General features: G+C 47.4%; 9 protein-coding genes. 5 read left to right on the forward strand and 4 right to left on the reverse strand.

The window, feature by feature from the left end:
* Nucleotides 1–34: 34 nt before the first annotated feature.
* From KCG43_RS06690 to KCG43_RS06700, 3 genes are all read left to right on the forward strand, one after another.
* Entirely contained in the window at nt 35–2,860 is a 2,826-nt protein-coding gene (locus tag KCG43_RS06690) for an aldehyde dehydrogenase family protein (RefSeq protein ID WP_218384036.1), read from the forward strand.
* Nucleotides 2,861–2,916: 56 nt separating this feature from the next.
* Complete coding sequence (locus KCG43_RS06695; RefSeq protein WP_218384038.1) at nt 2,917–4,074, forward strand: MFS transporter; 1,158 nt, start codon at nt 2,917–2,919, stop codon at nt 4,072–4,074.
* Nucleotides 4,075–4,254: 180 nt separating this feature from the next.
* Nucleotides 4,255–5,238, forward strand: a complete 984-nt coding sequence (locus KCG43_RS06700; protein ID WP_218384039.1) for an LLM class flavin-dependent oxidoreductase — start codon at nt 4,255–4,257, stop codon at nt 5,236–5,238.
* Between the two features lie 48 nt (nt 5,239–5,286).
* Here KCG43_RS06700 and KCG43_RS06705 read toward each other — a convergent pair whose 3' ends face one another.
* On the reverse strand, nt 5,287–6,207 hold the full coding sequence (locus tag KCG43_RS06705) for a DMT family transporter (RefSeq protein WP_218384040.1): 921 nt from the start codon (nt 6,205–6,207) through the stop codon (nt 5,287–5,289).
* A 93-nt stretch (nt 6,208–6,300) separates the two neighbouring features.
* Here KCG43_RS06705 and KCG43_RS06710 point away from each other — a divergent pair, with 93 nt between their 5' ends.
* Nucleotides 6,301–7,197, forward strand: coding sequence for a LysR family transcriptional regulator (locus KCG43_RS06710; protein WP_192014920.1), 897 nt, complete (start codon nt 6,301–6,303; stop codon nt 7,195–7,197).
* Nucleotides 7,198–7,244: 47 nt separating this feature from the next.
* Here the strand turns inward: KCG43_RS06710 and KCG43_RS06715 are convergent, their stop codons facing one another.
* Nucleotides 7,245–8,399: a multidrug effflux MFS transporter gene (locus tag KCG43_RS06715; RefSeq protein WP_218384041.1), complete on the reverse strand. Its 1,155-nt coding sequence runs from the start codon at nt 8,397–8,399 to the stop codon at nt 7,245–7,247.
* A 100-nt stretch (nt 8,400–8,499) separates the two neighbouring features.
* Between KCG43_RS06715 and KCG43_RS06720 the strand changes: the two genes are divergently transcribed.
* Nucleotides 8,500–9,276 carry a helix-turn-helix domain-containing protein gene (locus KCG43_RS06720; protein ID WP_192014918.1) on the forward strand — a complete coding sequence of 259 codons (777 nt, stop codon included), beginning with the start codon at nt 8,500–8,502 and terminating at the stop codon, nt 9,274–9,276.
* 15 nt (nt 9,277–9,291) lie between these two features.
* On the opposite strand, the gene KCG43_RS06725 is transcribed toward KCG43_RS06720, so the two are convergent.
* Together KCG43_RS06725 and KCG43_RS06730 are read right to left on the reverse strand one after the other, a co-directional pair.
* Nucleotides 9,292–9,573: a hypothetical protein gene (locus tag KCG43_RS06725; protein ID WP_192014917.1), complete on the reverse strand. Its 282-nt coding sequence runs from the start codon at nt 9,571–9,573 to the stop codon at nt 9,292–9,294.
* Entirely contained in the window at nt 9,570–12,749 is a 3,180-nt protein-coding gene (locus KCG43_RS06730; RefSeq protein ID WP_218384042.1) for an efflux RND transporter permease subunit, read from the reverse strand. Before KCG43_RS06730 ends, KCG43_RS06725 begins: the two co-directional genes overlap by 4 nt.
* Between the last annotated feature and the right edge of the window lies 1 nt (nt 12,750).

The raw sequence follows: 12,750 nt of genomic DNA on the forward strand, positions 1-12,750 counted from the left end.
ACTAAATCAGCACTTTATTGTCGAGGTAGTCAGTTTGAAATGGTATGAAATTGAAGCTCAGAAGATTCATAGTAACGTTCCATCTGATAAAGAAATCAATATAAGCGCAGGATTCGGTCCTACCGGACTTCCTCATATTGGTACTTTATGTGAAATAATAAGAACAAACTTCCTGAAAAAATCCCTAGAAAAACTAGGGAGAAAAGTGCATTTCCACTTGATCTCAGATGACTTAGACCCCTTTCGAAAAATTCCGTTAAATCTTCCAAATCAGGGTTTATTAAAAGAATTCTTAGGAAAATCAATCAACCAAGTCCCAGATCCATTTCAAATGAAAAATAGCTTCTCAGAAATGGTTGAAGATAAGCTTGTAGAACATATAAATCGATACAATATTGACTGTAATTTAGTACAAAACTCCATAAGTTATCAGTCAGGTGAATACAATGCGGAAATTTTAAACTTCCTCCACAACTATGAGGTAGTGAATAACATCTGCAAAGAATCAGTAGGCCCATTAAGAAATAGGACCTATAGTATATTCATGCCTATATCGCCTACAAGTGGCAGAGTTATAGAACATATTAATTTAATTGATATAGATTCTGATACAGGGGAAATTACTTACATAATACCTGCCGATGAAATAATTAATAAACCGGGTAGTGAATACGGAATAGAGTTAAAAGATTTCTACTCGACGGAAATTCTCAATGAGCCAATTACGACATCTGTACTTGATGGTAATTGTAAATTACAGTGGAAAGCTGACTGGGCTATGCGCCTTCTGGCTCGAGATATTAGATTTGAAATGCATGGTGAAGATCTCACTAGCTCTGCAAATATCGCTATAAAAATAGCCACTTCTCTTGAAAGAGAAGCACCAAGACTGTATAAATATGGTTTATTTTTAGACGATAATTACAAGAAGATTTCAAAATCTAAAGGTAATGGATTCTCTTTAGAGAAATCAATGGATTTGCTAACCGACAAGGCATTAATTAATTATCTTGAAAAAAAACCAAAACGTAATTCTAAATTTCATGTAAACTTGTCACCCAGATTAAATGATCTAGCTCTCACCAAGAATGAGTTGTCTGTTTCTTATACCAAAGCACAAAGAATACTTAGTGCTTCGCAGCCTCACAATTTACAGTCAGCTATTGAATTTTTAAGGAGATACTCATTTTCCATGAGTAATGAGGCCATTAAATATTCATACAATTATTTCCTTGAAACAAAATCTACGTCGAAATCACCTAAATTAAAACTTTCTGAGAAAGAGAAAAAATTCGTTGGATTATTATCATTTTGCTTAGAAGAAATTAGTGCTGAAAAAACTCAAGATATAAATCTCTACCTTACTGTCCATGATTGTTATAAGAACACATTTGATAAACATTCCAAAGAACATCCATGGGAGATAATTTACAAATCATTATTTAACAATAATTACGGGCCAAGACTTTCTACCTGGCTAGAGATTTCAGGTTACAACGAGTTTATTAGAAGATTAAAGGATTCTGTTGAAATGTCAGAGACTACTTTTATAAAAGAGCTAGACCTGGACAAGGCTAGCAGTGATGAAGAAACAAAAATTGCCAGCAAGCTCACTTATACGACTGAATACATTAGGCCAAATTATTTAGAAGCTATCTCCTTTGATTTAGTAAAGGAAAAGTGTTTGAAGCTAGCACTGGCATTAAAGAACAAACGCGATGAGATAATTCAATCAGTTTCAAGTTATCAATGCAGGAATGTCACAGATGATGAAATTTCAAGATCACTTGATCTCCTTTTAAACATTCAAGAGAACCAAGAATATTTTAAGCTTAAGGTTCAAGGTGTTACTTCTTTCTTACCATTAAATCAACCTATTTATGCGACAGTGTGTTTTGGTTTCATCCCTTCACTTATGTCCAAAGATACCTGCATTCGCCCCCCCACAGCAATGCATTCACACTATCAAAAGTTAATTAAAGCTATAGACTTTACATATTTTTCAAATAGCTTATCCATCTCTTTTGAAGATAAAGAAAGTTTTATAAGTAAACGTATTCAAGTAACGGATGCTGTCATATTTACCGGAACTCCAGAAAATGCATTGAAAGTTAGGAAACATTTCAGAAAAAAAACGCTATTTATTTTAAACGGTGCTGGGCACAATCCATTAGTTATAAGTAAAGATGCAAATATAGATCAAGCAGTTGAAAGTGCGATGCGCGTCGTATTATATAATCAAGGTCAAGACTGTGCGGGACCAAATTCAATACTAATTCATCAAGATTCATACAGTATATTCAGACAAAAATTAGTGAATGAATTAGAAAAAATTAAAAATAAAGTTGGCCTTTATGATGACCCTGATAATATTGTTGGCCCCAATAGTGATGTTGACCACTCAATTAAACTAGCGACTATTTTCAAACAATATCGTGAATATTGTACGTATGGTGGAGAGATAAACATAATAAATGGTTTAATAAGACCAACTATTTTTGAAAAACCACTATCTCTTGGTGGTAATTACAAAGAGTTTTTTGCCCCCATATTCTTCCTTCAAGAATATAGATGTGATGAAGAACTTGAAAGTTATTTCTTTCAACCACAATATTCTAAAAATGCAATGTATATTTCTCTTTTTGGATCCAGCGACTATATCAACAATGAAATTAATGAAAACATCCATTTAAAAGATAGTATATTAATCAATACAGATTTACACCTCGTCGAGCGTGGAACAACGCCGTACGGCGGCCAAGGCATAGCAGCTTCATGCATTTACTTTAATGGAGAAGTCATCAAAGGTAATACATTGCCGCAAAGAGACATTTACAATCACTTGGTGCTAAACACCTAAATCATTAACCAACACAAAAAGTTTTATATTTAACATATAAAAAAACCGGATACTATATGAGCCAAAGTTCAAGTTTTTACCTCTCTATTTTCGCTGTAGTATTGAGTTCTTCACTTATTGGCTCATTACTCGGTTATTTCATTCCCTTTCAAGCTTTGCGGCTAAACAATGCTGGAGGAGACATTGACCTAATCGGGTTAATGTCTTCTGCTCCGGCTCTTGGAATGTTTTTATCGTCATTAATAACACCTCGTATTAATCACCGCTTCCCTATTAAGATAGCAATGACAATATCTTTGTTATTGATACTGATAACAATTAATATATCTATTTTGCAAACTGATCTAAAAATTGTTTTTTTATTCAGTTTGATTATGGGGATGTGCTGTGGAGTAATCGTTATACTAGGAGAAACTTGGGTTGCTGAAAGTAGCCCTAGCACACACAAAGGTAGATTTATCGGTTTTTACACCACATGCTATACTGGAAGCCAACTCTGTGGTCCTTTATTGATATCATTTTTTGGTTTTAATGATTTAATCCCAAGAAGCATTATATCCACACTATTGATTATATCTTCAATTTTCATAGTTATTTCAAGTATAGCACTCACTAGCAGAAATATTATCCATATTCGGTCATCATTTAATATTTTAAAAATAACACCCGCTTTGTTTATGGCTGTTTTTTGTTTTTCATTCTTTGATAGTTCTATCCTATCTCTATTTCCGATATATTCAGTTAAAAACGGTCATCTTGAATCATCTGCTGCATTGTTAATAACTTTAATTTTTGTTGGTGATGCTTTACTGCAAATTCCAATCGGATGGTTATCTGATAAGTTTGGAAGTAAAAAAATACATAAGTTATGTGGTTTCGCATCTTTAATATTAATCCTATTTATTCCGTACACAATAAACACACCGTTAATTTGGATTCACATGATAATACTGGGTGGTACTGCAGGTGGTATTTATACCATAGCCTTAGTAAGGGCTAGCGAAATATTTAGCGGTAGCAAGCTCATATTAACTAACTCACTATTTGGGATTCTATGGGGTGTAGGAAGTACTTTTGGCCCCATCATCAGTGGTACTTTTATGAAAATTTTCTCTCAAAACGGGATTATTCTTTCACTCTCACTGACAACTGCAATATTTTTAATTTTTACATTATATAAACCTTACGTTATGAAATTAGGAAAATCACATTGATGTTAATGAATATGTGCATTATCAGTTGATAAATATCAATTAAGCGTTTGATATGCTTATATTTTAAGTTTTCTTAGCTAAAACATATTCACTCACAAAGCAGTTTTCTGTCTGTTTACCAGTCTGTAATAAACAGGCATAGTCAGGCAATCATTCATTGTTGATATGAAAGAAGGGTCCATGACGCTACCGCCTCGCTCAATTTTAGATTTAGCCCCTGTTGCTGAAGGGGCCGATTTTTCGTCCACTTATGCGCGCTCTGTATCGCTGGCGCAACACGCTGAAAAATGGGGTTACAAGCGGTTCTGGCTGGCAGAACACCACAATATGCCCGATATTGCCAGTGCTGCCACCTCTGTGCTGCTCAGCCATATAGGTGCGCACACCTCTTCCATCCGGCTGGGTTCGGGCGGGGTGATGCTGCCCAATCATGCACCATTAGTGATTGCCGAGCAGTTCGGCACCTTGGAAGCGCTGTATCCCAATCGCATCGATCTCGGTCTGGGCCGAGCACCTGGCACCGACTATCCCACCATGCATGCGCTGCGCCGCGATCCGGAGCGCATGGATCCCAACTTTGATGAACTGCTGGAAGAGCTGCAGTTTTTCATGGGGCCGGTGTCACCCAATCAGCCGGTCAAAGCGTATCCTGGTTCGGACTCTTCAGTCCCCATCTGGCTGTTAGGTTCCAGCACTTACAGTGCCCGACTGGCCGGTGTTAAAGGTCTGCCGTTTGCTTTTGCCTCTCACTTCGCGCCGGATGCCATGGTGAACGCAATACAGATCTACCGTGAGCATTTCCAGCCTTCAGAGCAGTTGGATAAGCCGTATGTGATGATAGGCGTGAATATCATAGTGGCGGATACTAATGACGAAGCGCAGTATCTGGGTACCACGGAAAAGCAGAAGTTTCTTAATATGATCCGCGGAGTCCAGGGCAAAATCCCGCCACCGGTCTGGAGTATGGAGTCAATTTGGCTGCCTCATGAGAAGTACCAGATCGAAAAACAACTGCGGGAATCCATTCACGGTGATCAGGACACAGTCCGGACCCGATTGATCGAATTGACAGAACGTACACAAGCCGATGAAATCATGGCTAACGCCCTGATCTTCGACCATGAGAAAAAGCTGCGTTCCTACGAGCTGCTGGCGGGGCTGTAATAATGGCCGGGAGTGGTGACACTCCCAGCTCTTGAAGCCGACATGAGTTTATACCGCCTGCGTCGCTTTCCTGAATACCGGCAGCCTTGGCACCAGTAACCCCAGAATCACAATCGCAATCCCGACCAGTTGCAGCTGCGTCACGGCCTGCCCCATCAAGTACGCAGTCAGCACGGCAAAGACAGGCACAAAATTAAAGAACAATGCCGCCGTAGGCGACCCCAGCTCCCGGACACCGTTCAGCCACAGCAGATAACCCGCCACAGTGCCGAACAAACCGATGTACGCCACTTCAATCAGTCCGACTGACGAGCTGCCCAGCAACTCGGCAAAGGGTTTCACCTCGGGTGTCGCCAGACACATCAGGCCAATCACAGCCGCCCCGCTGACCATGCCGACAAGCGTATAGGGGATCACAGGTATCCAGCGGCTGATTCCCTGGCTGCAGTAGGTGTAAAAGCTCCATGCCAGCATGCCGGAGAAAATCATCTTATCGCCCTGATTAAACGCCATGTTCAGTAGCGCTTCCAGATGGCCATTAGTGATCACCATCAGCACGCCAGACAAGCTGACAACAAGGCTGAAGCATTGCGGCAAGGTAGGTAAAGTCCGCCTTGCTACACAGGCTATCAGCGCCGTCATCAGAGGACTGAGGGCCATAATCAGCGAACCGTTGGTGGCCTCCGTGTGCTCCAGCCCGGTGAACAGGCCCAGGTTCAGGCCACCGACACCCACTGCACTGACCCCAATCACCCAGCACCATTGCTTCACCGTTAACACAAAACGTTCTGATCCAATCAGTTTCAGATAGATCGCAAGACAAATTGCCGCGATCACAAAACGCCAGAACACCAGCGTGAGTGCATGCACTTCGTTAAGTGCATGTTTACCAATTGGAAAGCAGCTGCCCCAAAAGAAGGTACAGATAATGAGCAGAACAACGGCTTTCGTTGTTGATGAAGCATTCATAGTCACTCCAGATGACTTGTCACATGATAACCGCTAGTCTATTGGTTTCATGATCTGAATAAACAGGCATTATCAGCATGGTAAATCCCAAAAATGAAATCTAACTACTCTCTCGACGATCTGCGCTGTTTTTGTACCGTCGCCCGGCTGGGCAGCTTTAAAACAGCCGCTGAACATTTAAGTATGCCACTGTCGACACTCAGCCGGCGGATTCGTCAGTTAGAAACAGACCTGCAGTTGCGATTGCTGAACCGGGATGCCCATAGGGTTTCGCTGACCCATACCGGTCAGCAATATTTTGAACGCTCCAGCACACTGTTTGATGAGCTGAGTGATATCGGGGAAGATCTGCACAGAGACAAGCATGAGCCGAAAGGAAAAATTCGTATCAGTGCGCCGATCAATGCAGGCTCCCAGTTTCTGCGTGATATCTTTTTCGACTTTTTGCTGCAGTATCCTGATATTCAGTTAGATCTGCAGTTTTCCAACACTCTGATTGATATTGAAGCACAGGCGATGGATGTGGTCTTTCGTGTCGGCACCCCTGCGGTAGAAAACTGGATAGCCCGTCCGCTCAAAGATATTCACTTCATTGTCTGTGCTCATCCCGGGTATCCGGTGCAGTCCATCACTCACCCGGAGATGCTGAGCGACCATCCGTCGATCCTCTGTCATCCCATGTCGCTCTGGCAACTGGTGCATTCAGAAACAGGCACGGAATATGATCACCAACCCGTCAAAGGCCTGCGTCTGGAAGTCGATGAAATCCGCTTGCTGACCCATGCCATCCAGTCTGGCCTGGGGATAGGTTATATTCCTGACTATTTTGCCCTTCCTATGATCGCAAATGGCGAACTCAACAGAGTCCTCCCGGACTGGTGCAGCAAACCCCGCACCCTGTTTATGCTCTATCGCGACCGCGATCATCTGCCAATGCGGGTACGGCTGTTCGTTGAGTTCGTCATGACACGGTTTGAGGCGATAGCATGATCCGTTACCGGCTCTCGCACCACGGTCCCTGCTTACGCAACAAAAAGTTAGCGCCTGAGAACCTGTTCAAGCATAGAGGTGGCTTTCACTGACAGGCTCAGCAAAGCCATCAAAACGGCAATGATGATATGAAACCCACTGAACTCTGCTGTCATACCTGCGACAGACAAGCCCACGCCGATTAGCAGATAGTACTGAAGCCCAAACAGCGCCCCCGCTGACCCGGCCTGCGCCTGATACGCCTGCAAAGACTGGCTCAGGATGTTCGGAATGCCCATGCCGTACCCCACCACAATCAGCAGCATGGGTAGCAGAAACCACAGGCTATCCTGCAAGATAACGACACCGGCTGCACCAGCCAGAGCAAGCCCCGAGGCAACCTGAATCAACACGTTCTGAGAACGCCCTTTGTGCAACCATTGCTTGTTGAGAAAACTGCCAACTACGGTTCCGGCTGCCAGAACAAGGCCGCTGTAACCAAACACCTGCGGACTGTACCCCAACCGCGCAAACACAAAAGGCCCCTGCAGATAATAAGAAAACAACAGCACATTGAATCCTGCCACCAGTATTGCATGCCGCCAGAGATGAGTATCAACAACCATTCGTTTGCCCAGCACCAGCAATGAAGCTCTGGCGACTTCCCGCGGCCTGGTCTCAGGTAAGCCCAGCAGACAAAGCAGCCATAAAACACCCGCCAGCAGACTCAGCACAGCAAAAACAGCCGGGTATCCACCATACTCAGTCAGCACCCCACCCGCCAGCATGCCAATCACCGGGCTGACAGAAACACCCATACCCACATAAGAGAACGCTTTGGCAAGCGAGGCGCGGTCACAGCTGTCCCTGAGCATGGTTTGTGTTACCACAGAGCCGACGGCTGCCCCAAAAGCCGTCAGCACCCGACACAGCAACAATGCTTCAAACTGTTGCGCCTGCATCGCGGCCAGTGCTGCAACGCCGTAAACCGTCAGCCCGGCCAGCATGGTTTTACGGCGGCCAATCCAGTCTGACATGACTCCCCAGAACACAACACCTATCGCAAACGCAGTGAAGTAGACAGACAATGTCTGGCTGGCAACAGGTACCGACACACCAAAACCGGACGCAATATCCGGTAACGCCGGGCTGTAAATGGTCTCGACAATCTGGGGGAACATAATCAAAACCACCATCAGCCACAAAGAAGGAGATGGATTCATTATTTCTGCACTCATCTGAATAAAAGATGCGCACAGTCTACTCAAACCTGTTACTGTCCTAATAACAATACCAAGACAAAAAACATCGAAATAAAGACACATGGCTTTGATCAAACAATCCACCTACTTCGATGCCGATGATATTGAAACCGACGTGATCGGCATTGCCGCCCGGCTGGGAAAACATGACTCAGGGATGCACCGGCATCAGAAAGCACAGTTGCTCTATGCCCCGCAGGGATGCATGAACATTACCCTGAGCGGGATGCGCTGTGTGCTACCGCCGACCCGTGCGGCATGGATTCCGGCCGGTACACTTCACTGTGCGGAAATGTATCAGGTGGTGGAGTATCGTTCGCTCTATTTTGATCCCAGGCTCACTGCCCACATTGAAGACAGGGTGAAAATTATTGAGGTTAATCCACTGCTGCAGGCCCTGATTGAACGAATGGCTTTCTGGCGTTGGGACAAGCCAACTGACAGCATGCAGCTGACACACGCGTTATTTTTTGAGGAGCTGCAAGATGCCCGTGAAACCTGTTTATCCCTGCCTTTACCATCAGACAGACGCCTGTCTGCATGGCTCAATGCACTGCACCTGGATCAGCAAAATGCCCCGTCACTGAAAGTGTTAAGTGAACAGGTTGGCGCCAGCAGTAAAACCATCAGCCGGCTGTTTATACGGGAAACCGGGATGCCTTATCAGGACTGGCGCCAGCAATGGCGGTTACTGAAAGCCATCGAGCTGTTATCTGCCGGGCTTCAGGTTAATGATGCAGCGTACCGGCTTGAATTTTCCAGCGACAGTGCCTTTATCGCGTTTTTCAAGCAGCAAACCGGCCAAACCCCGCTGTACTATATTCGGGGTGGACACTGAGCCTCCGGCAAAAAGTCAGAGCTCAGACGGCTCGATCTGCCAGATGATCTGCCCGCCCTGCTCACCCCGGCAAAGGCCCATAATCACAGTCTCTTTCAAACCGGCCGTCTGCTCAGGCAAGCTGGTCAAAACGGCCGGATTCAACAGATGCTGCCAGGCCTCCCCATTGTATTGCGAAGCCTCCCGAGAGGCCTGAAACAGCCTCTCGGGTGACAGTGAACTGTTAAGCACAGGAGAGAAGCTGACCGCACTGTACAGCAGTATGCCGACGCATGTGTCCTGCCAGATATCACTCATGATGCCTCTTGAACGCTTTCCAACGTGGGTGGCTCTGTTGTCGCCGGGGCTTTCTGCTGTCCGCGTTTTGCCAGCAGGTAATAAAACAGCGGTGTCAGCAACAGACCAAACACAGTCACACCTATCATGCCCGAGAAGACCGCCACGCCCATGGCCTGACGCATCTCGGCGCCCGCGCCGGTGGAATACACCAATGGCGCCACACCCATAATAAATGCAATAGACGTCATCAGAATCGGACGCAGTCGCAACCGGCTGGCTTCCAGAATCGCGTCTTTCACCGAATAGCCTCGATCCTGCAGCTCTTTGGCGAACTCCACGATCAGAATCGCATTCTTGGTTGCCAGCCCGACCAGTACGATAAAGCCGATCTGGGTCAGGATATTGTTATCCCCGCCGTAGAGCACCACGCCACTGAGCGCAGAAAGCAAAGTGAGCGGAATAATCAGAATGATCGCCAGCGGCAGGCGGACACTTTCATACTGCGCCGCCAGTACCATGAACACCAGCAGGATCACCAAGGGATACACATACAGGTTTGAATCCCCGGTGATCATCTGCTGATAGGTCAGCTCGGTCCACTCATAGCTCATGCCCCGCGGCAGGGTGTCAGCCAGTATTTTCTCAATGGCCGCCTGCGCTTCCCCGGAGCTGTAGCCGGGAGCCGGTCCGCCGTTGATTTCCGCCGTCATAAAGCCGTTGTAGTGCATCACGCGATCCGGTCCGGCGCTGTCTTTCACATGGATGAAAGAGTCAATCGGCACCATGTCCCCCTGCGCATTGCGGACTTTGATCTGGCCCACCTGCGCGGCATCCTGACGATATGCCTGATCCGCCTGCATATTAACCTGATAAGTGCGGCCAAACAGGTTCAGATCATTGACGTACGTTGAGCTGAGATACCCTTGCAGCGTCTGGAAAAGCACATCCAGGTTCACGCCCTGCTGCATGGCCTTAGTGCGGTCGACCTCGATATCCAGTTGCGGTACGTTGACCTGATAGCCGGAAAAGACCCCGGCCAGCTCAGGGATCGCAGCTGCCTTTTGCATCACCGTCATGGTTGCCTGATGCAAGGCCTCAAAACCCAGCCCGTTTCTGTCTTCAATCTGCAGCCGGAATCCGCCGATAGTGCCCAGGCCCATCACAGGTGGCGGCGGGAAGACAGCAACGAACGCCTCTTCAATGCCGGCATACTGCTGATTCAGCCGGGCAGCAATCGCGTTGGCACTGGCTGCCGGATCCTGACGTTTGTCGAAATCATCCAGCGTCACAAACACGATGCCGCTGTTGGACGCATTGGTAAAACCATTGATGCTCAGTCCGGGGAAACCCAGAGTCTTGGTGACACCAGCCTGCGCCAGCGCCAGATCGGACATCTTTTCCAGCACCGCATCGGTGCGATCCAGCGACGCGGCATTCGGCAATTGCGCAAAGGCAATCAGGTACTGCTTGTCCTGCGCCGGAATATAGCCGGTTGGCGTGGTGGCAAACTGATAGCCCGTGAAACCCAGCAAGGCAACATAAGCCACCGATGCAATGGCACCGGCCCGGATGACTTTGCGCACTACCACGCCATAACCGCCCGACAAGGCACTGAAAAAACGGTTAAACGGATTGAACAGCCAGCGGCCGAACAGCCGGTCCATACCTCGGGTCAGCCAGTCTTTCGGCGCATCATGGCCTTTGAGCAACAGCGCCGATAACGCCGGGCTCAGGGTCAGCGAATTGATCGCGGAAATAAAAGTAGAAATGGTAATGGTGAGTGCAAACTGCTTGTAAAACTGGCCGGTCAGTCCGGTCATAAAGGCCGTCGGAATAAACACCGCCGCCAGCACCAGTGTGGTGGCCACAATCGGCCCGGTCACTTCGCGCATGGCTTTCACCGTCGCATCGACCGGGGACAATCCTTCACTGATGTTCCGCTCGACGTTTTCCACCACCACGATGGCATCATCCACTACGATGCCGATTGCCAGCACCAGGCCAAAGAGCGACAGCGCATTGAGGGAGAATCCCATCAGCAGCATAAAGGCGAAGGTACCAATCAGCGAGACAGGCACCGCCACCAGCGGAATAATTGACGCCCGCCAGGTTTGCAGGAACAGCACCACCACGGCAACCACCAGCAGCACTGCTTCCAGCAGGGTCTGAATGACCGCTTCAATTGATCCGCGCACAAAGACAGTCGGGTCATAAGCGATCTCATAAGACACGCCTTCCGGGAAGTCTTGCGCCAGACGCGCCATGGTCGCGCGCACATCATTAGAGATTTGAATCGCATTCGAACCCGCGGCCTGGAAAATACCTATGGCGGCGGCATCCTGATTATCCAGGGTGGAGCGCAACGCGTAGGAATCGGCACCCAGCTCAATCCGCGCCACATCTTTCAGGCGGCTGATTTCACCCTGCTCCCCGACACGGATGATGATGTTTTCAAATTCCTCAACCGTCGACAGACGCCCTTTGACATTGATCAGTAACTGATAATCCGAATGGCTTGCCGGCTGGGTACCCAGACTGCCTGCCACAGCCTGCTGGTTCTGCTGGCGGATCGCCTCGGCAATATCGGACGGCGTGAGGTTCAGCGCGGCGACCTGATTGGGATCCAGCCAGACCCGCATGCTGAAGTTGCCGGCACCAAAGGAGCGTACTGAGCCGACACCGCTGACTTTCGCCAGCTCATCTTTGACCTTGAGATTGGCAAAGTTGGACAGATACAGCATGTCATAGCGGTCGTCAGGCGAGAACAGATGCACCACCATGGTCAGGTTCGGCGAAGATTTTTCCGTCACCACGCCCAGCCGCTGCACCTGCTGTGGCAGACGCGGCAACGCCCGGTCAACCCGGCTTTGTACCTGCGAGACGGCGAGATCTACATCTGTGCCGATGGCAAAAGTGATGGTCAGTGTCATCATGCCATCTGCGGTGGACTGCGAAGACATGTACAGCATGTTCTCCACACCATTGATTTCCTGCTCCAGCGGCGAAGCCACTGTCTGGGCAATCACGCCCGGATTAGCACCGGGATAATTGGCCGTGACCACCACTGTCGGCGGCACCACTTCCGGATATTCAGTCACCGGCAACTGCCAGACCGCAATACTGCCGACAATGACAAACAGCAGCGACAACACAGAAGCAAATACCGGTCTGCGGATAAAAAATTGTGAAAACATA

The organism is Photobacterium sp. WH24, from assembly GCF_019204055.1.
Taxonomy (GTDB): Bacteria; Pseudomonadota; Gammaproteobacteria; order Enterobacterales; family Vibrionaceae; genus Photobacterium; species Photobacterium arenosum.

Excerpts from the sequence above, each read along its gene's own strand:
- KCG43_RS06700 (WP_218384039.1), top strand. The coding sequence starts at position 4,255 with ATGACGCTACCGCCTCGCTCAATTTTAGATTTAGCCCCTGTTGCTGAA.
- KCG43_RS06725 (WP_192014917.1), bottom strand. The coding sequence starts at position 9,573 with ATGAGTGATATCTGGCAGGACACATGCGTCGGCATACTGCTGTACAGT.
- KCG43_RS06720 (WP_192014918.1), top strand. The coding sequence starts at position 8,500 with ATGGCTTTGATCAAACAATCCACCTACTTCGATGCCGATGATATTGAA.
- KCG43_RS06710 (WP_192014920.1), top strand. The coding sequence starts at position 6,301 with ATGAAATCTAACTACTCTCTCGACGATCTGCGCTGTTTTTGTACCGTC.
- KCG43_RS06695 (WP_218384038.1), top strand. The coding sequence starts at position 2,917 with ATGAGCCAAAGTTCAAGTTTTTACCTCTCTATTTTCGCTGTAGTATTG.
- KCG43_RS06715 (WP_218384041.1), bottom strand. The coding sequence starts at position 8,399 with ATGAATCCATCTCCTTCTTTGTGGCTGATGGTGGTTTTGATTATGTTC.
- KCG43_RS06730 (WP_218384042.1), bottom strand. The coding sequence starts at position 12,749 with ATGTTTTCACAATTTTTTATCCGCAGACCGGTATTTGCTTCTGTGTTG.
- KCG43_RS06705 (WP_218384040.1), bottom strand. The coding sequence starts at position 6,207 with ATGAATGCTTCATCAACAACGAAAGCCGTTGTTCTGCTCATTATCTGT.